This window comes from Enterobacter asburiae (assembly GCF_024599655.1).
Classification (GTDB): Bacteria; Pseudomonadota; Gammaproteobacteria; order Enterobacterales; family Enterobacteriaceae; genus Enterobacter; species Enterobacter asburiae_D.
This window is the reverse complement of record NZ_CP102247.1, coordinates 2219261-2242295: the sequence shown is the minus strand read 5'-3', so window position 1 is coordinate 2242295 and position 23035 is coordinate 2219261. Positions and strand designations below refer to the sequence as shown.

General features: G+C 55.0%; 22 protein-coding genes. 4 read left to right on the top strand and 18 right to left on the bottom strand.

Going from position 1 to position 23035, the window contains the following annotated elements:
- Nucleotides 1-173: 173 nt before the first annotated feature.
- Nucleotides 174-887 carry a murein tripeptide amidase MpaA gene (mpaA, locus tag NQ230_RS10565; protein WP_159514320.1) on the top strand — a complete coding sequence of 238 codons (714 nt, stop codon included), beginning with the start codon at nucleotides 174-176 and terminating at the stop codon, nucleotides 885-887.
- Here mpaA and ycjG read toward each other — a convergent pair.
- Nucleotides 878-1843, bottom strand: coding sequence for an L-Ala-D/L-Glu epimerase (gene ycjG / locus NQ230_RS10560; protein WP_257261092.1), 966 nt, complete (start codon nucleotides 1841-1843; stop codon nucleotides 878-880). The two genes, mpaA and ycjG, sit on opposite strands and share 10 nt — an antisense overlap.
- A 107-nt stretch (nucleotides 1844-1950) precedes the next feature.
- Here ycjG and tpx point away from each other — a divergent pair, with 107 nt between their 5' ends.
- The gene (gene tpx, locus NQ230_RS10555) at nucleotides 1951-2457 is read left to right on the top strand and encodes a thiol peroxidase (RefSeq protein ID WP_023335907.1); all 507 of its coding nucleotides are present in this window, start codon (nucleotides 1951-1953) and stop codon (nucleotides 2455-2457) included.
- Nucleotides 2458-2732: 275 nt separating this feature from the next.
- Nucleotides 2733-3941 (top strand): aldose 1-epimerase family protein, encoded by a 1209-nt coding sequence (locus tag NQ230_RS10550; protein ID WP_121423924.1) that lies wholly within the window; start codon nucleotides 2733-2735, stop codon nucleotides 3939-3941.
- A gap of 37 nt (nucleotides 3942-3978) precedes the next feature.
- Here NQ230_RS10550 and tyrR read toward each other — a convergent pair whose 3' ends face one another.
- From tyrR to NQ230_RS10535, 3 genes are all read right to left on the bottom strand, one after another.
- Entirely contained in the window at nucleotides 3979-5520 is a 1542-nt protein-coding gene (gene tyrR / locus NQ230_RS10545) for a transcriptional regulator TyrR (RefSeq protein WP_023312028.1), read from the bottom strand.
- A 112-nt stretch (nucleotides 5521-5632) separates the two neighbouring features.
- On the bottom strand, nucleotides 5633-6685 hold the full coding sequence (locus NQ230_RS10540) for a YcjF family protein (RefSeq protein WP_257261088.1): 1053 nt from the start codon (nucleotides 6683-6685) through the stop codon (nucleotides 5633-5635).
- Nucleotides 6682-8079 carry a YcjX family GTP-binding protein gene (locus NQ230_RS10535; RefSeq protein WP_257261087.1) on the bottom strand — a complete coding sequence of 466 codons (1398 nt, stop codon included), beginning with the start codon at nucleotides 8077-8079 and terminating at the stop codon, nucleotides 6682-6684. Before NQ230_RS10535 ends, NQ230_RS10540 begins: the two co-directional genes overlap by 4 nt.
- Nucleotides 8080-8234: 155 nt before the next feature.
- On the opposite strand from NQ230_RS10535, the gene NQ230_RS10530 reads away from it, so the two are divergent.
- Entirely contained in the window at nucleotides 8235-9245 is a 1011-nt protein-coding gene (locus tag NQ230_RS10530; RefSeq protein ID WP_257261086.1) for a LacI family DNA-binding transcriptional regulator, read from the top strand.
- A 34-nt stretch (nucleotides 9246-9279) separates the two neighbouring features.
- Here the strand turns inward: NQ230_RS10530 and NQ230_RS10525 are convergent, their stop codons facing one another.
- The 14 genes from NQ230_RS10525 to pspB all read right to left on the bottom strand — a co-directional run bounded on the left by NQ230_RS10525 (nucleotide 9280) and on the right by pspB (nucleotide 22996).
- Nucleotides 9280-10194: an OmpG family monomeric porin gene (locus tag NQ230_RS10525; protein WP_257261084.1), complete on the bottom strand. Its 915-nt coding sequence runs from the start codon at nucleotides 10192-10194 to the stop codon at nucleotides 9280-9282.
- Between the two features lie 66 nt (nucleotides 10195-10260).
- Complete coding sequence (locus NQ230_RS10520) at nucleotides 10261-11343, bottom strand: ABC transporter ATP-binding protein (RefSeq protein WP_193940644.1); 1083 nt, start codon at nucleotides 11341-11343, stop codon at nucleotides 10261-10263.
- A gap of 13 nt (nucleotides 11344-11356) precedes the next feature.
- Entirely contained in the window at nucleotides 11357-12022 is a 666-nt protein-coding gene (pgmB, locus tag NQ230_RS10515; RefSeq protein WP_159514327.1) for a beta-phosphoglucomutase, read from the bottom strand.
- Nucleotides 12012-14291, bottom strand: a complete 2280-nt coding sequence (locus NQ230_RS10510) for a glycoside hydrolase family 65 protein (protein WP_257261082.1) — start codon at nucleotides 14289-14291, stop codon at nucleotides 12012-12014. The genes pgmB and NQ230_RS10510 overlap by 11 nt, the downstream gene beginning before the upstream one ends.
- On the bottom strand, nucleotides 14285-15343 hold the full coding sequence (gene ycjS, locus NQ230_RS10505; RefSeq protein ID WP_257261080.1) for a D-glucoside 3-dehydrogenase: 1059 nt from the start codon (nucleotides 15341-15343) through the stop codon (nucleotides 14285-14287). Before ycjS ends, NQ230_RS10510 begins: the two co-directional genes overlap by 7 nt.
- Before the next feature lie 11 nt (nucleotides 15344-15354).
- Nucleotides 15355-16143 (bottom strand): 3-dehydro-D-guloside 4-epimerase, encoded by a 789-nt coding sequence (gene ycjR, locus NQ230_RS10500; RefSeq protein WP_121423940.1) that lies wholly within the window; start codon nucleotides 16141-16143, stop codon nucleotides 15355-15357.
- Between the two features lie 17 nt (nucleotides 16144-16160).
- The gene (gene ycjQ, locus NQ230_RS10495; protein ID WP_257261078.1) at nucleotides 16161-17213 is read right to left on the bottom strand and encodes a D-guloside 3-dehydrogenase; all 1053 of its coding nucleotides are present in this window, start codon (nucleotides 17211-17213) and stop codon (nucleotides 16161-16163) included.
- A 28-nt stretch (nucleotides 17214-17241) separates the two neighbouring features.
- Complete coding sequence (locus tag NQ230_RS10490; protein ID WP_121423943.1) at nucleotides 17242-18084, bottom strand: carbohydrate ABC transporter permease; 843 nt, start codon at nucleotides 18082-18084, stop codon at nucleotides 17242-17244.
- Nucleotides 18071-18952: a carbohydrate ABC transporter permease gene (locus tag NQ230_RS10485; protein WP_028013373.1), complete on the bottom strand. Its 882-nt coding sequence runs from the start codon at nucleotides 18950-18952 to the stop codon at nucleotides 18071-18073. The genes NQ230_RS10490 and NQ230_RS10485 overlap by 14 nt, the downstream gene beginning before the upstream one ends.
- A gap of 22 nt (nucleotides 18953-18974) precedes the next feature.
- Nucleotides 18975-20267, bottom strand: coding sequence for an ABC transporter substrate-binding protein (locus NQ230_RS10480; RefSeq protein ID WP_257261070.1), 1293 nt, complete (start codon nucleotides 20265-20267; stop codon nucleotides 18975-18977).
- 14 nt (nucleotides 20268-20281) lie between these two features.
- Nucleotides 20282-21979: a sugar phosphorylase gene (locus tag NQ230_RS10475; RefSeq protein ID WP_306671198.1), complete on the bottom strand. Its 1698-nt coding sequence runs from the start codon at nucleotides 21977-21979 to the stop codon at nucleotides 20282-20284.
- Nucleotides 21980-22175: 196 nt separating this feature from the next.
- The gene (gene pspD, locus NQ230_RS10470; RefSeq protein WP_023312043.1) at nucleotides 22176-22400 is read right to left on the bottom strand and encodes a phage shock protein PspD; all 225 of its coding nucleotides are present in this window, start codon (nucleotides 22398-22400) and stop codon (nucleotides 22176-22178) included.
- Between the two features lie 12 nt (nucleotides 22401-22412).
- Nucleotides 22413-22772, bottom strand: a complete 360-nt coding sequence (gene pspC, locus NQ230_RS10465) for an envelope stress response membrane protein PspC (RefSeq protein WP_023617934.1) — start codon at nucleotides 22770-22772, stop codon at nucleotides 22413-22415.
- On the bottom strand, nucleotides 22772-22996 hold the full coding sequence (pspB, locus tag NQ230_RS10460) for an envelope stress response membrane protein PspB (RefSeq protein WP_121423948.1): 225 nt from the start codon (nucleotides 22994-22996) through the stop codon (nucleotides 22772-22774). Before pspB ends, pspC begins: the two co-directional genes overlap by 1 nt.
- Nucleotides 22997-23035 lie beyond the last annotated feature (39 nt).

Sequence of the window (23035 nt, the reverse complement as noted above, 5' to 3'; positions counted from 1 at the left end):
AATGAATTCAGGTAACAAGCAGATGCGTAATTATTTGTTTCGAAACAGAGAAATGCAAATACCTTCGTCCGGAATAGTGATTTGAGGCAATTCTCAGCCTTCACGGAAACTATTTGATTAACAGCGAGTTTTGCACAACACTGCCAGTAGAGACTTCTTTATCAGGATTTCGTATGGCAATCACCCGACCACGAGCCGAACGCGGCGCCTTTCCGCCGGGCGCTGAGCAATATGGCCGCTCATTTTTAGGCGCATCGCTGATCTGGTTCCCGGCGCCCGATGCCGATCGCAACAGCGGTTTGGTCATTGCCGGCACGCACGGAGATGAGAACTCGTCCATCGTCACCCTTTCCTGCGCGCTGCGGACGCTGACGCCGTCATTGCGACGCCATCATGTGATTCTTGCCGTCAATCCGGATGGCTGTCAGCTTGGATTACGGGCGAATGCGAGGGGGGTCGACCTGAACCGTAATTTCCCGGCGGCAAACTGGCGCGCCGGAGAAACGGTTTATCGCTGGAACAGCTCCGCCGAGGAGCGGGACGTGGTGCTGCTGACGGGAGACAAGCCTGGTTCCGAGCCAGAAACGCAGGCGCTGTGCCAACTTATCCATAAGATCCACCCTGCATGGGTTGTCTCCTTCCACGATCCGCTGGCCTGTATTGAAGATCCGCGTCACTCCGAACTGGGCGCGTGGCTGGCGCAGGCTTTCGCCCTGCCGCTCGTCACCAGCGTGGGCTATGAAACCCCCGGGTCCTTCGGAAGCTGGTGCGCCGATTTAAGCCTGCCCTGCATCACCGCTGAATTCCCGCCGATATCCTCCGACGAAGCCAGCGAAATTTACCTAAAAGCGATGATGGAGCTTCTGCGCTGGCAGCCTCAAAGGTGAAGCACGCCGCTGGTAAAATTAAGCGCAGGTGAAACGTCAACCGCCAGCCACGTCGGGCCGTCCAGATCGGCAAAACGGACCTGATTGACCAGCGGCAGCGCCGCGCCGATCGCCCGGGATGTACAGAGCATGCATCCCAGCATCAGGGAAAAGCCCTGCGCCTGCGCTTCCGCCGCCAGGGCAAGCGCTTCTGTCAGCCCGCCGGTCTTGTCGAGCTTGATATTGACCATCTCATAGCTCCCCTTAAGCGCGCTCAAATTCTCGCGGGTATGGCAACTCTCGTCCGCGCAGACGGGCAGCGGATGGATAAAATTCTTCAGCGCCGCATCATCCTTCGCTGGCAGAGGCTGCTCCAGCATCGCCACGCCCAGGTCGGCCAGCAGCTGGCATCGTGCGGCAAGCCCCTCGGGATGCCACGACTCGTTGGCGTCAACAATCAGCGTGGCCGAGGGCACCGCCGAGCGAATGGCGACCATCCGCTCGCTGATCAGGCGATCGTCGAGCTTCACTTTTAACAGCGTGGCCCCGGCGTCATAGAGCGCTTTTGCGCTGGCGGCCATCTGCTCCGGCTCACCAATCACGACCGTTTGCGCCGTCACGACGGACTCCGGCAGCGCCACGCCCAGCAGGGTCGTCAGCGATTGTTGCTGCTTAGCGGCCTCAAGGCTCCAGAGCGCACAGTCGACGGCGTTGCGCGCTGCCCCGGCGGGTAAACGCTGCTGTATCGCCTCGCGCGTGAGCCCTTTTTGCAGGTCAGGCACCAGGGTCATGATCTGCGCCATTACCGACGCAGGACTCTCTCCGTAGCGCGGGTAAGGCGTACATTCCCCGACGCCTTTAACCCCCTCTTCTTCGATCTCAACCACGACCACGCTGGCTTCACTTCGGCTGCCGCGGGAGATCACAAACGGGGTATGCAATGGCCAGGCTTCTTCATAGACCTTAACGCTTCTCATCACTGACTCCTTGCGGCCCGGAAAGGCGAAAAATTTGGTTTGCCGTGTTATCCGCTGATGGCATACACTAGCCACGACGTTAACTATATGTAAACAGGAAGATATCTATGTCACAACTCGTTCATTTCCAGGGCAACCCGGTTGCTGTTGCAGGTTCCATTCCGCAGGCTGGCAGCAAAGCACAGGCTTTTACTCTGGTGGCTAAAGATCTGTCTGACGTCACACTGGCTCAGTTTGCGGGTAAACGCAAAGTACTGAACATTTTCCCAAGCATTGATACCGGCGTTTGTGCCGCATCCGTGCGTAAATTCAACCAGCTGGCGACTGAAATGGACAACACCGTTGTGCTGTGCATTTCCGCTGACCTGCCGTTTGCCCAGTCCCGTTTCTGCGGTGCCGAAGGCCTGAGCAACGTGATTACCCTCTCCACCCTGCGCAGCGCAGATTTCCTCGAGAAATACGGCGTCAGCATCGCGGAAGGCCCGCTGAAAGGTCTGGCAGCACGTGCTGTACTGGTTCTTGATGAAAACGACACCGTCGTCTTCAGCGAACTGGTTAACGAAATCACCACCGAGCCGGACTACACTGCCGCGCTGGACGTGCTGAAAGCATAATAAGTACTTAGCATTCTATACAACTTATTCTCAACCTCGCCGCGGCGGGGTTTTTTATTGCACCAAAGCTGAATCGATAAAGCTAAAGTACGCACAAGTCACATTAATCATGCAATAACTTAGACTATATGTAACATGAGCGTGATCAATAACGCATAATAATCGTTAAAATCCCCTATTTTCATCCCCAGTGAAGCGCATCACATTTCCCTTTTTGTCTAAACATTAGATTTGCTTACGAAAGAAAATAATCGTTTCAGCAAAAAGGATAATATATGAAGATTAAATTCGCTTTTACGCTCCTTGCGGTACTGATTTCTGGCCATGCAGCGGCCAAAACCTGGGTGCTGACAAGCGCTGAAAGCAGCGTAGAGAAAGGAAACTGGAAGATTTCCAGTGATGAGCTGAAAGTTAAAGACCAAACGTTCAGCATTGAGCAAAAAGTCTTGCACGGCGGTAAACAGGAAGGCAGCAAAGTCATCATTATTAGCAGCAAAGACGGCCTGAGCATTACCCTGAGCCCGACCCGTGGGATGAACCTTCTGCACGTAGAAGGCTTTGGCACCCGACTGGGGTGGAATTCACCCGTCAAAGAGGTCGTTAATCCGGCTTATATCAATCTTGAAAGCCGTAACGGCCTTGGCTGGCTGGATGGTTTCAACGAGATGATGGTGCGCTGTGGCTATGAGTGGACCGGGCACCCGGTCACCGCGGACGGGCAAATTTATACCCTGCACGGCAGGGCCGGTAATACCCCTGTTTCGCAGGTCGAGGTTGAAATCGCCGATGCCGCCCCGCATGAGATCCGCGTTCGCGGTTTGATCAAAGAGAGCACGTTTAAAAAAGCGGATCTGCAAACCATGACCGAACTGCGCTACGTTCCCGGAACCAACCAGTTCAGCCTGCATGATGTTCTGACAAACCATGCAGATTACCCTCATGATTACCAAATCATCTATCACAGCAACTTCGGCACGCCGATCCTCGAAGAAGGCGCCCGTTTCCTGGCGCCTGCGGTGAGCGTGAGCCCATTCAATGACTACGCCAAAGCGGGCGTTAACGACTGGCAAACCTATGCCGGGCCGACAAAAGACTTTGATGAGATGGTCTTTAATATTAAACCGCTCGCGGACAATAACCACGAAACGCTCGCGGCGGTGGTCAATAAAGCCGGAGATAAAGGCGCGTCAATCCAGTTTGATACCCGCCAGCTGCCCGTGCTGACCTTATGGAAGAACACCGACACGCTGAAGCAGGGCTACGTCACGGGCATTGAGCCAGGCACCAGCTACGCCTACCCGGTTACGATTGAACGCGAGCAGAAGCGGGTTAAGCAGCTGCAGCCCGGTGCCAGCGCGCAGTTTGACCTGACCTATACCCTGCTGCACAGCCCGCAGCAGGTGAAAGACGTGGAAAGCAGGATTGCGTCGATTCAGGGAGAGACAAAAACAGAAATCGTTAACACGCCGATGGCGAAGGAATAAACGTAACGTAAAAAGCCTCTTTGCAGAGGCTTTTTTTTTATTCGTCGCCTTTCTTATGATTCAAACCGTACTCACGCAGCTTGTTGGCGATCGCGGTGTGCGAGACGCCAAGCCGTTTTGCCAGCTTGCGGGTGCTGGGATAGCTGCGGTACAGCTGCGTCAGCACCGAGCGCTCAAAACGGCTGGTGATATCATCCAGCGAACCCTCCATCGCCTCTTCGCCGACAGACACCGTCCCCGCGTCGTAATCAGGCAACAGAATATCCTGTGGACGCAGTTCGTAGCCTTCAAGCTGGGTCAGCGCACGATAAACGGCGTTTTTGAGCTGGCGAATGTTGCCCGGCCAGCCGTAGCGCATGAGCACCGTGCCGAGATCGGCAGACAGCTTCGGACGCGGCACCCCTTGCTCGTCGGCAAAGCGGGCGACGAACAGCTCCGTAAGGGGCATGATGTCCTGAGGACAATCGCGCAGCGGGGGAATATTCAGCGTCAGGACGTTAAGGCGGTAATAGAGATCTTCGCGGAAGATCCCCTTTTGCACCAGCTCAACCAGGTTTTTCTGGGTGGCGCAAATGACGCGCACGTCCACATGCACCTCGTGATCCTCACCGACTCGGCGGAACGTTCCGTCGTTCAGGAAACGCAGCAGCTTAGCCTGCATACGCGGCGACATTTCGCCGATCTCGTCCAGCAGCACGGAGCCGCCGTTAGCCTGCTCGAAGAACCCTTTCTTGCCTTCCGGCGCGTGACCAAACAGCTCGCTTTCAACGGCATCTTCCGGAATAGAGGCGCAGTTAAGTGCCAGATAAGGCTTAGCCGCTCGCGGGCTCGCCAGATGCACGGCGTGAGCCAGCAGGTCTTTCCCGGTGCCGGTATCTCCGGTAATCAGCAGCGGCGCGGTCAGGCTTGCGAGCTTGCGCGCCTGATCAACCACGTGGCGCATTTTCGGGCTGACGGCAATAATCTGGCTGAACGCACCGACATCCTGGCTGGAGAGGTTTTGCAGCTGACGGCCCATGCGTAACGTCGAGCGCAGCATGATCACCGCCCCGGTCAACACGCGGGTATTCCCTTCCCCTTTCAGATAGACAGGCGTGATCTCCATCAGGAAATTCTGCCCGTTGATCACCACATGCTCGCTAAGCGTGTTCTGCGGATTGCTGTCCAGCCAGCGCTGGAAGTTAAAGCCGGGGATCAGCTGCGCAGCGTTATGATTGCTGAGCTTCTCCTGGCTCTGCGCGAACAGCTGGCAGCTCGCGTGGTTAACGCGCTCAACTTTGCTTTTCAAATCCAGGGAGAGGAACGGCTCCGGCATGGCTTCCAGCAGCGCGCTCAGCGCCAGATGCTCACGCTCAGAGGGCATCCAGGGAATGGTGCGTACATCCGTAACGCCAGCGATACGGCGGATTTCCGCCATCAGGCTGCTGAAGGTATTAAATTCAATTTCGGCAAAATTGAGGTAAATTCGCCCGACAGGATCGATCTCAATGCCACGTAAATCAATGCTACGTAAAACAAGAAGATCGAGTAATTCGCGGGTCAGACCGAGACGGTCTTCACAGAAGACTTCAAGACGCATGGGAAATTCACCGTTTTAAGCCAATAACAGTAAAATGATATGTCAGAACACGGTGATCCGGAAGATGGCTGTCAACAAATATTGACAGCCAGCACGATTAGTGAACAAAACCTCACGGAGCAGGTTTTTTATTGAGCGTCTCTTTGAGCTGGCCGATCAGTTCACGCCTGAAATCCCCCAGACGGGGCTTATCGCCATCAATCCACGGCAGCGGACGGCAGACCTCCATCGCTTTAATCCCCAAACGCGCCGTCAATAATCCTGCGCCGATACCCTGGGCGGCACGAGCAGAAAGACGCGCCGCCAGATCCTGTGACATCCAGTCCATGCCCACTTCGCGCACCAGTTCACTCGCCCCGGCAAACGCGATATTGAGCAGAACCAGTTTGAACAATCTGAGCCGACTGTAATAACCCAGCTCTATGCCGTAAAGGTTCGCAATACGGTTGATCAGGCGCAGGTTGCGCCAGGCGATAAAGGCCATATCGACCAGCGCCAGTGGGCTGACGGCAATCATCAGGGTCGATTCCGCCGCAGAACGGCCGATCTCCCGTCGCGCCTGGGCATCCAGCACCGGCTGAACCATATGGGAGTAGAGCGTCACCACTTCCCGGTCATTCTGGGTTTCATGGATAGCGGCATACCAGCGCTGAAGCGCCGGATGCGACTGATCGATTCCGGCCTGGCTGGCCAGCTTTTCACAGAATGCGCGACCTTTCCCGGTACCGTGGCTGTGGAGCAGATCCCGCGCTTCATCACGCTCGTGCGCGCGCTGGCGCAATCGCCAGAGCCGCCGCCACTCGGTGGCAACCGACCCGACACCCGCCCCAACAATCAGCGCGCCCGCGGCACATCCGCCCAGCGCGACCCAGTCCTGAGTATGCCAGGCATTCATCGTCCACTGCACGCCCTGCCCAACCACGCTTACGCCAAACAGCGCCAGACCGGCGGTGACCATCTTGCGCCACAGGCTGCGTTTTGGACGCAGAGCGGCTTCCACAACCGCCTCCGCCGGACCGTCCTCGACGCCCGGCTCCTCAGTCAGGGCCGGGGCAAAGTTATCAGCCTGCGTGCCGCTGAACGTCTGCGCGGTTTTGAACGCCTCCTGAGGGTCCTGCTCAAGCGTTCCGGTAAAGTCTATGCGCGGTTTTAACGGTTCCGTCATCGCAATTTATCTCCAATCAAAAACTCCAGCGCCGCATCCAGACGGATGTGCGGTAATGGCCGATCGACGCTCATTGCCTGCGGGCGGAAGGCTTCAAACTGGAAGCCCTGGTTCTGCCAGAAGGCCTGACCCGGCAGCCGCGCGGGCACTTCGCCCGGATACACGGTAAGCGGTTCACCGTCGCTGAGCCGGTTCCCGCGTAATGCCGGTATTTTCTCGCCGTTAACGTCAATCAGCCCGCTTTGCGTCGCCTGCACGGACGCGAGGCCAAGGCAATCCATGCCGATCCCTTCGAAGGCGGCGTTTTGCCAGGCGTCCTGCACCAGCTGCTGCAGCAGCGATACCATATTGGCATGCTGGTCGACCGTGACGTGATCGGCCTTCGTGGCCGCAAAGAGCAGTTTGTCGATCACCGGAGAGAATAAACGGCGAAACAGCGTCCGCTGCCCGTAGTGAAAACTTTGCATCAGCTGCGTCAGCGCAAGGCGCATATCGTTGAAGGCCTGTGGACCGCTGTTGAGCGGCTGCAGACAATCCACCAGCACAATCTGACGGTCAAATCGCAAAAAGTGGTTTTTATAGAATCCCTTGACCACTTTTTCACAGTAGTAATTGTAACGCTCGCGCAGCATCCCGGCGTTAGTGTGCCTGTCGGCCTGCGCCAGCTTCGACTCGCCCGCCCCATCCACATCCGGCCAGGGGAAGAACTGAAGCGCAGGTGCTCCCGCTAAATCACCCGGCAGGACAAAGCGACCCGGCTGAATGAAGTGCAACCCTTCCTGCTTACACTGATGCAGATACGCCGTCCAGGCTTCGGCAATGGCGGCCAGACGGTTTTCATCGGCCGGGGCAAGCGGGTCTAAGCCTTCGCACAGCTGTCGCCATTTGGCCGACCACCCGGCGCGCTGCCCCTGCAACAAGCCCGTCATCTGCCGCGACCAGCTGAGGTAATCCTGCGCCAGCATCGGCAGGTCGAGCAGCCATTCGCCTGGGTAATCGACGATTTCCAGGTACAGCGTGGAGGTATCCTTGAAGTGGCGCATCAGGGATTCATTCGAGCGAAAACGCAGCGCGAGGCGAATTTCACTGACCCCTCGCGTCGGCGTCGGCCACGTAGGCGGATCGCCGTAGAGCTGCGCCAGCCCTTCGTCATAGGTAAAGCGTGGAATACCAAAATCACGCTGAGGGACGCGCTTCACGCCCAGCAGGCGTTCTTCCCGCACCGCGCTAAGCAACGGCAGACGCGCCCCGGCGTGCAGGTTCAGGAGCTGGTTTACCATTGCGGTGATAAACGCCGTCTTACCGCTGCGGCTCAGCCCCGTCACGGCCAGACGCAGATGACGGTCAACGCCGCGGTTCACCAGTGAATTGATTTCGTTTTTAAGTCGCTTCATCGCCGTCCTTCGTTGCCTGGAAGCCTTGAATGCATGACTTCAGAATACAATAAATGGGGGCAGATCGTTGATTATCAATTCTTATTTATTGCTATTGCCGTTTTCTCTCCAGTAAGATGAACGGCATTGCTGTCAGTCCGGAGTGAGTAAGGTGTATGTCACCCACCATCTATGATATCGCACGGGTTGCGGGCGTATCGAAATCAACCGTTTCCCGCGTTCTGAATAAACAAACGAATATTTCTCCCGAAGCGCGTGAAAAAGTGCTTAAGGCGATTGACGAATTAAATTATCAGCCCAACAAACTGGCCCGCGCCCTGACCTCTTCAGGCTTCGATGCCATTATGGTTATTTCGACCCGATCAACCAAAACCACCGCCGGTAATCCTTTTTTCTCCGATGTCCTTCATGCCATTACGGCAAAAGCGGAAGAAGAAGGTTTTGACGTTATTTTACAGACCTCAAAAAGCAGCGAAGACGATCTGCTGAAATGTGTGAGTAAAATAAAACAGAAGATGATCAAAGGGATCATTATGCTGAGCTCACCGGCAAATGAATCCTTTTTCACCACGCTGGATGCGTATGGCGTACCGGTAGTGGTTATCGGCAAAGTTGAAGGTGAGTATCAGAATATTTATTCCGTCGACACGGATAATTTCCATGACAGCGCCACGCTGACCGAAACCTTTATAAAAAACGGTCGCCGAAAAATTGCCTGCCTGCATGCGCCCCTTGATTATCATGTTTCTATCGATCGTCTGGCGGGTTATAAAGCCAGTCTGGAAAAGCACCAAATTGCCATTAACCCGGACTGGATCAGGGATGGCGGTTATACCCATGAGAGTGCGCTTGCGGCGGCTCTGGAACTGTTGTCGTCACCCACACCGCCTGATGCGGTATTTGCTACCGACAGCATGAAGTTGCTCAGCCTCTATCGCGCGGCGGATGAGTTAAATCTGATGATCCCGGAGCAGGTGGTGATAGCCGGATACAGTGACCCGATGCTGTCTCTCATTTTAACGCCCGCACCTGGCGGCTTTGATATCCCCACCCGTAAGCTGGGGGAAGAGAGCTGCGATCTTCTTTTCAAGCGTATTGCCGGTCAGCCCGCCCCGCAAAAAGTGCTGGTTGATACCCACTTTCTGTTGGCTGCATCCCTTCGCTAAAACCAGGGGCGTAATGCCCCTGGCGTGCCCCCGGTCAGAACGCGTAGTTTACGCCAACCCCCGCATAGTGGAAGCGGTCGCTGTCGCCTTCATCGTGGTTTTCCCACTCATAGGCGTATTCCAGCGTCATGGATAGACCATTGTTGAAATCGTAAGCGTAGAGGAGACCGAGTCGGTCGAAATCGTGTCCTTCACGCTCAGGATCGTCCTGCCAGTCCCAGTTCGACCAGCGATCGAGCCCCAGGCGGGTATAAGGCGTCAGGGTGGTCTGGCCTAACGAAATGGGCAGATAGGCACGAATTTCCTGGGTAGAAAACTCGCCGTTATTACGGGAACTGTCCATATTGAAACCGCGCTCTAAATAGTAATTCACTTTAGCCGCAAAGGTTTCGTTAATGGTCCAGGTAAAGCCCGTTTCGGTTTCGACGCGGCTGTCAGCATAGCCGGTTTTTTCCAGATCGTTGGCGAACTGATACATGGCAAACCAGCCGCCAAAACGCCAGTCGTCGGTTAATTTAATATCCCAGTCAGGCTGAACTTTGTAGCGCTGCATATTCGCGCTGCCGTCTTTGGCGCCGTGTTCATCTTTAAAGTGATAGCCATAATTTCGGAAACCGCCGGTCAGACCGAAAGTAAAATCATCGGTTCCGATAAAGCGATAGCGTAATTCAAATTCAGGACGGTCGAAATAGGTTCCACGGGTCATACTGCTATAATCAACCGGCCCCTCCTGATACATCGCCAGCGAAATAGTCCACGCGTCCCAGGTTGCATTAAACCACACGGAAGGTTCATATAATCCATCTTTATCGTCACCCTGCCCCTCGACGTTTTCGATTTCATACATTGCACCAATATTAAATTCCCACTGTTTAGCTGTTTCTGATGCTTGTGCACAGCTAACCCCTGCGCACAGAACGAGCGCAGCACTTCTTAGTAGAGTACCCATTAAATATTCCCTTTATAAGTAACAAACAAAAAAACCGGAAATTTGCATTTCCGGCGAACACCTTTCTTATCTAATAGCCGCTTCGGTTTCAGCGTCGAAGAAATGGCACTTATTCATATCGAACTGGATGTCGATATTATCCCCAGCGGCATAATCATTCGCGGCGCCAGCGCGAACAACCAGCTCATGGCCGCCAACGGTGGCGTAGAGCATGAACTCCGCACCGGTCAGTTCGGCTACGCTGACTTTCGCCGCGATGTTTTCACCACTGCTCTGCAGCGTGAGAATATCTTCCGGACGGATCCCAAAAACCACGGCTTTACGCTGGTACCCTGCGGCATTCAGTGAAGCGAGCGTGTCTTCCGGGATCTCAAGACGCAGCGTTTCCGTGACGAAATAGCGGTCGTCGATAGCGCCGCGAATGAAGTTCATGGCAGGCGATCCAATGAACCCGGCGACAAACATGTTTGCCGGTTCGTTGTACACCTGCTTCGGTGCACCGACCTGCTGAATAATGCCGTCTTTTAAGATCACGATGCGGGTCGCCATCGTCATGGCTTCCGTCTGATCGTGGGTCACGTAAATCATGGTGGTGTTGAGCTTCTGGTGCAGCTTGCTGATTTCAGCCCGCATCTGCACGCGAAGCTTGGCATCGAGGTTGGAGAGTGGTTCATCCATCAGGAACACGCCCGCTTCGCGCACGATCGCCCTGCCTAACGCCACGCGCTGACGCTGGCCGCCGGACAGCGCGCCCGGCTTACGCTTGAGATACTCGCGTAAACCGAGGATCTGTGCCGCCCAGTTAACGCGTTCTTCGATAACCGCAGGCGCAATTTTTTGCATCTTCAGGCCAAACGCCATGTTGTCGTAGACCGTCATATGCGGATAAAGCGCATAGTTCTGGAACACCATCGCGATATCGCGAGACTTGGCGGGCACGTCATTCATGCAAACCCCGTCAATGACCAGCTCTCCCGCGCTGATCTCCTCCAGACCGGCAATCATACGCAGCGTCGTGGATTTACCGCAGCCCGAAGGCCCGACGAAGACGATGAACTCCTTGTCTTCGATTTCGAGATTGAAATCCTTAACCACGTGGACCTGGTTATCATAGATTTTCTGAATGTGTTTCAGAGACAGTTGAGCCATTGTTAATTCCTTATCAATACGTCCGGGATGCCCAAAACTCGGTCAGACATTTCCAGGTCAGTTCCCGCGTTGAATGAAGTTGTAATCCCGCATGGTTCAGGCCAGATCCAATCCCAACCGACAGCATTCCCGCCGCGTTGATCGCCTCAACGCCTGCAGGTGCATCTTCGATGCCAATGGCCTCTTCAGGACGCACATTCAGGCCTGCACAGGCGGCGAGGAAGATCTCCGGGTCCGGCTTCGAACAGATAATCAGGGAGGCATCAGCGCAAAAATCAAAAGCGTGCTGAATGCCCAGGGCACGCAATATGCCGGGGGCATTCAGGGAAACGGAGGCGAGCCCAATTTTGACGTTCGCCGCACGAATATCCGCCAGCACGTCGCGAATACCGGGAAGCAGAGAATCTTCCGTCAGTGACGCCAGAGACTGGACATAGAGCGCGTTTTTTTTCGTCGCCAGCGCGAGGCACTGCTCATCGCTAAACGTCCCCTCTTTCCCACCATGCTTCAGGATGCGCTGGAGGGAATCCATACGGCTTATCCCCTTCAGCTGTTCGTTGAAGACTTCATCGAAGGTGATGCCTATCTCCTCCGCCACTGCACGCCAGGCCAAAAAGTGGAGGTGTGCGGTATCGGTGATCACACCGTCCAGATCGAATACAACAGCCTTAAGCGTCATGGCGCACCTCCGTGGTAGCGGTCCCATTTACAGGTGTAAGAAAGTCCTTATAGGTGCAAACTTTATGCCCCGATACGAGTAGCGTTTTGCCCCACAGCGTCAGCGTGACCGGTGCTGAAGCTTCAATGGTTAAAACCTCGTTTTCATACGTAAAGTGCAGCGCTGCGTTCCGCCAGCGCAGGGGGAAAGCAAGCCTTCGCCAGTGGGCCGGCAACCTGGGCGAAAGATGCAGCTCCCCTTCCACTATCTGCATACCGGCAAAGCCCTGAATAACGCCGGACCAGATAGCGCCGGTCGCAGCGGCGTGAATCCCGTCATCGCAGCTGTGCGGGTCGTCCCCAAGGTCAATGGCGACGCCATCACGCCAGAAGGCGTAGGCACCTTCGGTGTCACCGCAGCGGGCGGCCACAATGCCGTGAATGGCCTTGCTCAGCGACGAATCATGGATCGTGCGGGGCTCGTAGAACGCCAGATTGGCGGCGCACTGCTGCGGTGTAAACCGCTCCGGCAGTAGATAATTAAGCATCACCACATCGGCCTGCTTAAGGATCTGCATCTCGTTAACTTCCGCACGGGAATAATCGAGCAGAATGGTCTGCTTACCCGCTTTGGCTTTGTAGCGGCTCAGATCGATGGCAGGTTTTGCCATGAAGGTATCATCCTGGGGGATCACACCGTCCGCGTCGCCCTCCGGTAGCCATAAGCGCGCCAGGAACCGTGTGGCATTCTGCGTAAAACCGTCATCCTCGCGCCCAAACATCGCCATAAACCGGCGAGCGCAGGCGACGTTGTGCCAGGCCAGATAGTTGGTATACGCGTTGTTGTTCACATGCTCGGTGTATTCGTCCGGTCCGATGACGTCATGGATTTCGAGACGACCATTGATTTCCGTTGCGCGGCCCATCCAGAACGCAGCGGTTTCCATCAGCAGCGTCAGGCCTTCACTTCGCATAAAGGCATCATCGTGTGTCGCCTGCCAGTAAGCGACGACGGCCCAGGCAATGTCCGCCACGATGTGGTGTTCCGCCAGCGCGGAGGCCACCTTCTGGCGCGTGCCGGTTCGGATGTTAATAGCCGCAAACTCCGGCGTCTCTTCCAGGCCGCTGGCGGCACTTTCCCACGGGAACAACGCGCCGGGCCAGCCGTTGCGACGGGCTTTTTCCCGTGCGCCTGAGAGATTAAGCCAGCGATAGCGAAGCAGGCTGCGGGCTATCTTCGGGCGGGTGAACAGATGAAAAGGCAGCAGGAAAATTTCGGTATCCCAGAAGACGTGGCCTTTATACCCCTCGCCCGTCAGCCCTTTGGCGGCGATACTGCTTCGCTCATCATGGGCAGGCGTCATGGTCGTCAAGTGCCAGACGGCGTAATCCAGCGCTACCTGATCCTGATACTCCGTAGAGTCCACTTCCACCCGAGCGTCACGCCAGACCTCCTCCCAGGCATACGATGAGCTCTCAAGCAACGCGTCGTAGCCTCTTGCCGCACAGACTTTAAGATCGGCCAGCGCGTTGCGGGCGAAAGAGGCCTGCGACAGCGCTTTATCACTGCGATGCTTCAGCCAGACGATTTTCTCGAGCGTGACAGTGTCACCCATCGAAATCGTCAGCGAATGATGAACGCTGAGACGACGATTTTTGGCGGTGAAGCAGCTGTCGCTCTTCGCGGAGAGCTGACAAAACGCCGAAACAACAACTTCTGAGGCACGGTCCTGCGTTTCATACACGCCCTGCATGTATTGCTGGTCGAACACTCTGACCGACATTTCATCCAGATGCTGTCTGCCGCTGTTCGTTTGCGTTGCATCAATGCCGGTTTTCAGCACGGCCTGCGTGGCGGCATCAAGCGGTGTGATCGAAAGCTGCATGGCCACCAGGGGCAACTGGTCCAGCGACACGAAACGACGACTTTCCAGACGATAGCGTTTCCCGTCAGGCGAGCGCCAGACGACGCTGCGACGAAGTTCGCCATTTGCAAATGCCAGCTCGCGCTGCCACTCAAGAATTTCGCCTGACAGGAGCGTGAAATTGACGCCATCCAGCTCAACATCAATACCGGTGATATCCGGCAGATTGACCAGCTCAGTGGTCTCGTTACGACCCGCCTGGTGATAGAGACCTGCAAGATACATGCCTCGGGTTTGCTGGGTGTAATCTTCTTCATGCGCAGCCCGGATCCCCATGTAGCCATTACCGCAGGCCATGATGGAGGCGTATTTATTCAGGCTATGTGGACAAAATCCCGGGTCGGTTAATACAGACACGTTTAGCATAACGTCACGCTTTCCCCTGTTTCTGCTGATTCATACAGCGCGGCGACAAGCTGCTGGATAATCAGCCCCTGCTCCGCATCAGCGATCGTGACGGGCTCTCCCAACACATGGCGTACGAAGGCATCCATACTGCGCATATGACGCTGGTCGTCAGCCTCTTCACGCTGCGTGAGGGTGACTAAATCACCGGCTTCGTCGCTGTAGATGTGCGCCGGGAACAGCGTTGCCCCCGCCTTTTCACCGCAGAATGCGACGTTCATGATCGACTGCTCGCGGATGTTAAGCGCAAACGACGTGTCCAGACGCAGAATGCCGCCATTGCAGAACTCAATGGTGCCAAACAGAGCATCCTCAACGGTAAACCGCGTGGGATCCCACTCGCCAAACTGGCCGCTGCTTTTACGGTTTCCCAGCTTCTGAAAGCTGTGTGCGGTCACCCGTTTTACCGCCGGGAAACCCAGAACATACATTGCGGCGTCTAGCATATGGATGCCGATATCAATCAGAGGCCCACCGCCCTGTAGCGTTTTATTGGTAAAGACGCCCCAGCCAGGAACCCCGCAGCGCCGTAGCGCCTGCGCCGTGGTGTAATAAATTTCTCCCAGCGCGCCCTTCATCACAGCCTCACGCAGCAGTTGCGTATCGAGAGCAAAACGATGGTGAAAATCATACGCCAGCACTTTTCCCGCGCTGTGCGCGGCCATGCGCATCCGATCGGCCTCCTGTGGAGTCATAGCAGGTGGTTTTTCACACATCACGTGGCAGCCCGCTTCCAGCGCGGCCATGACGTGCTCGAAATGGAACCGGTTAGGCGAACAGACGCTCACCGCATCCGGCTTAACCGCCTCGAGCATCTCTCGCACATCCTGCCATGCCGAGGAAATACCATGACGTTCCGCAAACGCCCGAGCCTGTTCAGGATGGCTGTCCATGACAGCCACCATCTGAACATCACTGCGCGTGGCGTAATACGAGGCATGCACTTTATCCGCGACCTGCCCGGCGCCAATGATGGCAACGCGCAGAGGCGAAGGTGTAGAAGCACTCATCACGCTCGTCATCCTTAGCATTCACGCAGATAAATGAGTGAGTCCTGGTATGCCTGAGCCGGATCCTCGGCGCGAACACGGCATTCATACACCACGTATCCCTGATAGTTATCGGCACGCAGCTGGTCGAACAGGCTGGCAAAATCAAGGCTGCCGCTGCCCGGCTGATAGCGGTGGTTATCTGCGATGTGCACATGGCCCAGCAGATCGCGGTGCTGATGCAGCGCATCCGTCAGCGAGTCTTCTTCGATGTTCATATGATAGAAATCGCCGATGATCTGCACGTGCTTCAGGCCGTTCTCTTCGATATAGCGACGCGCGTCCGCAAGGGTGTTGATCATATGATCCTGGTAGCGGTTCAGCGGCTCCAGGTAGACGGTCGTCCCGGTGCGAGCCGCCACCTCATCCAGCCAGCGCAGGGAGGCGCTTACCGCTTTGCGGTCACCATCGAGGCTGCGCGGCGAGGTCATTGGCGGCAGACGGAAGGTAAACATCCCCCACGCGGCAGGCACGATAATGCCCTTGCCGCCCACTTCAGCCAGCGCTTCCAGAATGCGTTCAATCTGCTTTAATCCGTTCAGACGACGCTCTTCGATGAAATCACCGATCCAGCCATCGTATCCACCACAGGCCGTTGTCACCGGCAGACCGGTGGCTTTGATAGCGGCTTTTACGTCGTCGAGGTTTTCCACCAGCAGGCGGCCGTCAATTTCGTAGCCATCAAAGCCCATCGCTTTGATGTACTCGAATTTTTCCATGATGTTGGTTGGGAAAAAGGCCTGGTTTTGTGTCGCGATCTTCATGATGTGCTCTCCTTAGCTTAAAAAGTGACGCCCATTTTGATACTGAGTTCCGGGTGCTGATCGACATACGTCATGTAGCTTTCCGGGCTGGTGGTGAAAGTCACGACCGGGTCAATCAGATCGTCACAATTCAGATAACCGTTCATCAGCAGTTCCCAGCAGGTCTCTTCAATACGTTTGCGGCTCCAGCGCGGGTAGTCCGGGTTGGGTTCGCTGCCTGCGCGGGAGAAGACAATCTTCGCGTTGTTGAAATGTGCTTCACGGCCAAGGTTAAATCCTTCCGCGAACGGTTTTGCGAAGGCTACGTAGGAGATGGTGCCGCCGTAGGCAAGTCCGCGCAGCGCGGACTGCAGCGCGTCTGCAAAACCGCTGGTTTCGATGATCACGTCCGCGCCCTGCTTCCCGGTCAGCTTCTTGATTTCAAGACCGACATCGGTACCGATTGGATTCAGGCAGTGGTCCGCACCGTGACGACGAGCGATCTCGCAGCGGTGTTCGATTGGATCAACGCCGATAACCACTGACGCACCGGCTTTTTTCGCCAGCTGAATCGCAATCTGCCCAATGGCTCCCAGACCGACCACGACCACAAAGTCGCCCACGCGGATGTTGGCATCACGCACGCCGCTCATGGCGAACTGCGCTGGGTCGTAGCAAACGGCGTTTTTCCAGGAGGCCCCCTGCGGCATTTTGCGCAGCTTGTAGTTATTCACCGCGTTAACGATGACCGTTTCCTGCAGCGGACCGTAGCAGCAGACGCTGTCGCCGATCTGATATTCAGTGACGTCATCACCGCATTCGATAATGTCGCCAACAATCATGTTGCCCAGCTGGAACTTACCGAATTCGATCCCGCGGGCCGTCCCCTCTTCACGCGGGGTAAACATCTGCCACTCAGCGTTGAACTCTTCGTCGATAAATGGACTGGCGGCGCGGAAATCCACCACTTCGGTACCGTGTTTCGGCGCGCCAAAGCGGGCGCGAATTTTCACTTCATGTGCTTCCACAGCACGATCTTCATATTCCACCAGCGCCGCCACGCGTGGCGCTGTCGCAACTAATTTTTTCATGACTGACTCCTTGTTAAAATTGGCCGCCTCAGCCCTTCACGCCACCGGCGGTCAAACCACTTTTAATAAAACGTTCAGACAGGGCGTACATGATGACCACCGGAAGCGCCGTCACCAGCGATGCCGCCATCATGCGACCCCAGATATAATCTGGCGTGCTAAAGAGCGTGTTCAGCCCGACCGGCAAGGTGAAATTGCTGGCGCTGGACAGGAAAATGGACGCAAACAGGTAGTCGTTCCACGCCACCATGAAGCAGTAGACAAACACCGACACGAGCCCGGAAATCGCCAGCGGCACGGTGATGCGAAAGATGATTTGCAGGCGGTTCAGGCCGTCCATCATCGCGGCTTCTTCGATCTCGTCCGGGATGGTGTCGAAATAGCTGCGCAGCATGAACACCGCTGTCGGTAACGTTTGGGTCACCATGGTGATAATCAGCGCCAGCTCGGTGTCGTAGATCCCAAGGGCCGTGATGATTTTGAACAGCGGCACCACCAGCAATATCCCGGAGAACATGTAGACGGTGTAAAAACTCGCATTGATCGTCGTGCGGCCCTTAAAACGCAGTTTGGACAGGGCGTAAGCCCCCAGCGTGCCGAGGAACACGGCAATTACCGAGGAGGTCAGCGACACGACCATGCTGTTGCGGAAGTAATCCACAAACGGGAAGATCAGCGGGTTAAAGATGTCGACATAATGCTGAAGCGTCCACGCCTGCGGCAATATGGTCGGATTCAGCGATATGGCCTCTTTCGCGCTCTTAAACGACGTCATTAGCATCACGAAGAACGGGAACAGCGTGATAATCAGAAATACCGCCAGCCCCAAATAAAAACCAATGCGGCTCAGTACGCGTTTATTTGTTGCCATTGAGGTTTACCCTTTTTCTGGTCAGCAGAATCACCGCGAAGATGATCACGAACAGCACGACGGAAATCGCCGCAGCTTTACCCAAATCATTGAACGCGAATGCCGTTTTGTAGAGGTAGACGCCCAAAATATCGACCTTGGTAGTCAACAGGTAGACATCCGCAAACATGTAGAACATCCAGATAGTGCGAAGCGTCACCACCGTTGCCAGCACCGGCATAATCGCGGGCAGCGTAACGATTCGAAAACGCTGCCAGGCATTCGCGCCGTCCATTTCCGCCGCTTCATACAGCGACTTATCAATGGTCTGCAAAATCGCCAGGAACGAAATGAACGCGTACGGGAAGTAACGCCAGATGGCGAACAGCACCACCAGTACAAAGCTGCTGCCCGGATTGTCGAACCACAGGGGCGCCTGGTCATACAGATGCAGCAGGTCAACGCCCAGGTAGTTCACAATGCCGTAGCCGTTGTTGAACATGTATTTCCAGGCAAACACCAGCGAAATGGACGGCGTAACGTAGGATAAAATCACCAGCGAACGCGCCGTTTTCCGCAGACGAAACTCCCGGTTAAAGAAGATGGCGACGGCAAGCCCCAGCCCGGTACTGCCGAGCACGACCAGCGCGGTGTACCAGAACGTCATCCACAGCGAGTGCCAGAACGCAGCATCACCGAGAATGCGGATGTAGTTATCGAGCCCGACGAACACCGCATCAATACGCGGGTTAAGCGGCAGACGTAAGAAACTGATTTCAATATTGGAAATCATTGGCCAGGCCACCAGGCCCCCCAGCAAAATCAGGCTGGGGGCCAACAGCAGCATGGCGAAAGGCATATCTGAACGACCAGAAAACAACGTCTTCATAATTTCCTTCCGCAGAGCGCTCCTATCGTTGTGAAATCAGATCAGTCAGTCGCTTCTGGCTGTCACTAAGCGTGCTGCTGAGATCGTGTTTCCCCACCGTGACGTTGTGCACCATGGAACTGATGATGCCGGACCCGGTTACATCGCCCATGCGTGTGAAGTTTTTGTCGCCCACGGCGCCAAAGACCTGCACATTTGGGAACTGCGCAATCAGTTCGTAAGGCAGTTGCCCAAACGCTTTAATCACATCGTTGTTTTTCCAGGTATCAGTGCCCACCACCAGCTTGTTCACCGGCAGTGCCGCACCCGGTGACATCATGACCCAGTCGGTTGCGTTTTGAGCCTGCTCCATCCAGGTGACAAACTTTTCAGCCGCCTGAGTTTCATCTTCGGTTTGACCGGTGGTAATCGTCAGCGACGTGACCATGCCGTAAACAGCAGAAGAGGTTTCTGTTGGGACGACGAAGCCCAGGTTGGCAGGGTTTCCGTCATGGAATACCGCCGGCAGGATGTAGGTGGAGTAAACCGCCATCGGCGCAGACCCGTTCATGAAGGCATCTTTGATCTCCATGACGTCGTTTGAACCCGGCATGGTGGTCGCGGCCAGGGATTTATAAAACGCCAGGGCCTTTGCCATTTCAGGGGTTTCGATGTCGACGTTCCCTTTGGCATCAAAAACGTTCGCGCCGCCGGAAAGCGCAAACTGGGAGAATGCCTGCTCTGTCATCACGCTTTCCGCGGTGGGCAGCGCAATGCCGTAACGTTTTTTGGCCGGGTCGTTAAGGCTCTGGCTAGCTTTCAGCAGCTGTTCCCAGTTATGGGGCTCCTGGATACCCGCCGCAGCAAGCGCATCTTTGTGATACCAGACCCCGGATAGCCAGGCACTGACTGGCACACCCGTCCAGGCAGAACCGTCCTCTGTACGAACAACACGCAAAATGCCGTCATAGAAGGTGTCTTCACCTACCGCTTTAATGGCTTCACCGATAGCTTTGCGATCCAGCAGCTGTTCCTTGTCCATGACTTTCGCGTAGTCATGGCTGACTTCAATCACCTCGGGCAGCGCGCCCGTTCTGGCGAGCGTAATGACCTTGGTGTTGTAGGCATCCTCTTCTACCGGCACCTGTTTCACCGTGATGCCGGGGTTCTCTTTCTCGAACTTTTCGATCAGCTTCGTGATAACCGCCTGGCGCTCCTGTTCGACCGATGAGTGCATAAACTCAATGGTGACAGCAGACTTTTTGTCATCCTTACAGCCCGATAACAGGGCGCACGAAACCAGCGCTGATATCAGCACAATTTTGGGCATTTTCATTTTTAAGGTCCTTTTTAGTTTTCTTTAATCCACAACACCTGCCATGGATGTAGGGTCAGCGTTTTATCTGTAATATCTTTTCCGGCTATCAACTCCGTTCCGGATTGAATATCCGATTCCACCGTTTGAATGCCATCACTGAAATTAAACAGCGCCGTTATTTTCTCGCCACAGCTCGCCACGCGAACGATTTTTAATACATGTTCACCTGATGCACTGAAATAAGCCTCACTGTCAGGATGGAATGCTTTTTCGGCCCGGCGCAGCGCGATTAACTGACTCAACGCACAATAGACCTGAGAACGCAGGCTATTTTTATCCTCAAGCACGCTATCAATTTGTCCCGCAGCGTATTTCTCACGATTTATTGCGCGGTTGTATCCCAGGCGCTCAACACCTGCATAATCATTTCGCGAGCCGAGAATACTCTGGATATAAACCGCTGGCACGCCGGGGAAGCTTAAGAGGACGGCATGCGCCAGAATAAACCGGGCAATCCTATGGCTATCAAGACTGTCACGCGTACTTAATGCATCCAGATAGGTCACATTAATTTCATAAGGACTGCGTGTCCCATCCGGGTTATTTTTCCAGTTAACCAACGCCCCTTCAGCCTGAAGTTTCTCCACAAGCGAGAGGATTTCCGACTCAGGCAAAATGCCGCGTAGCGGATTCAGACCAATTCCGTCATGAGAGGCCAGGAAGTTAAACCAGGTGGTTTTGGTGGAAGGCAGCGTCAGCGACGCTGCCCACTGGCTCAGCGTCCGTACGTTCTGACTATGCACCGCATGCAGTACTAGCGGGGGCAATGAGAACTGATACACCATCTGCGCTTCATTTTCACCGTCACCGAAGTAAGCAACGTTATCTTTATGCGGAACGTTCGTCTCGGTGATAATCACCGTTCCCGGGGCGACAGCCTCGGTAATAGCGCGGAAAAGCTGGATGAGCTGGTGGGTTTGCTCAAGGTGGATGCAGTTTGTTCCGGGTATTTTCCACATGAAGCCCACAGCATCCAGACGAATGTACCGCGCCCCTTCAATCAGGTAATGCAGAAGCACATCCACCATCGCGATCAGCACCTGCGGAGAGGCGAAATTGAGGTCAATCTGGTCCTCGCTGAAGGTGGTCCACAGGTGTCGCACGCTGCCATCATGCAGCGTGAAAGGCGTAAGAAGCGGTAAGGCACGCGGACGCGTCACCGCGGATAAGTCTGTTTCAGGATCGACAGAAATAAAGAAATCGTCATAGCCAGGCGTTTGCTTCAGATAATTAGCGAACCATTTGCTTTTGGCTGACATATGATTGCAGACGAAATCAAACATTAAGCTGGCTGACTTTTTTAACTCAGCAACATCTCGCCACGTACCCGTGTCAGGTGCAACCTCATGATAATCAATAACAGAAAACCCGTCGTCCGAAGACCATGGATAAAAAGGCAAGAGATGGACATGAGAAAAAGAATGAGAAAGCCACTTGTTATAAAAACGTGTAAAAACCGGCAGTGCCTTCTCCCCTTTCGCTGAAAACTGATCGGCATAGGTAATCAGAACAACATCTTTTTCATCCCAGGCCATTTTACGTTTTTCTGTAATAACAGAAGCAGCCTTTTCAATATTTTCCAAAAGCGCATTAAGATGGGCTTCAGAAAACGTTTCCCCGTAAACAAGATTAATGAGCTCTTTAATTTTTATCTTCATTTCATTTTCCATGGTAGCGGTCCCACGGAGTGGCAATCTACTCCCATGAAAAATATCTGTCAACGGACCAGGGAGGAGAAAAAGGTGTTTGCAAAGCAGCTCAGCGCAATATTGTGAGCTGCCGCAAAGAAAGCACGGGGAAAAGAGAAATGCGGTTAACCGTCGCCAGTCTCTCTCCCGGAAGGGAAAGGGCTAACGCCAGCGGGAATTATTGGGATAAGTAACGACGAGAAAGCCGTTTTGCCACCTTTTGCAACAGCGGTTCGAGCGCCACGGCCAGCACCATTCTGACCGGCTTGCGGGCAACGGATTTAATCGCCCACCCCGCCACTCCTGCCGGGCCGAACCTTAACGCGGTCAGCAGGACCAGTTTACCTGCGATTTTCAGGCCGGGTTTTACCTTCTGACCGGCCTGTTGCCAGTGTTGTTTCATCTCATCTCTCTCTTAAAGCTGACGAAAACGACTTCTCAGCGTAAAGGTATCCGACGTGACATAGCGTTCCATTTCCCGTAGCCGCTTCTCACCGGCGGCAAGTTGCTCATCAACCGCATTGAGAAGATCGCTGCTGGTAGGGGCGCCTTCCGCAGCCAGTTCTCCTTCCGGCATCGGGTCAAGGACAAACGACAGGACGATGTATGCCACCAGGGTAATAAACGCCAGACCGAAGAAGATCGATAGCACCGTGACCACGCGCACCAGTTTGACCGGGACATCAAGATAATGAGCCAGCCCGGCACAAACGCCGCGCACCATGCCCTGCTGTGGAATACGCCACAACTTTTTGTTCAGATTCAGTCCAGACATTAACGGTCCCTCCAGTTTGGATGTTCAGCATCCAGGATGGCTTCCAGCGCCTGAATGCGTTCGCGCATTTTGTTCGCCTCACCGGAGAGCTGTACCAGACGCTGTTGTTCACTCTGGGAAAGTTCACCCCGTGAAGAACGGTTGCTGTAGTGCAGCCACAGCCAAATCGGCAAAACGAACAGCACGAAAATTGTCAGGGGAATGGCCAGAAAAAGCGCGCTCATGTGTACTCCTTGTCTTACGATGCGGCATGCTCAGGTGCC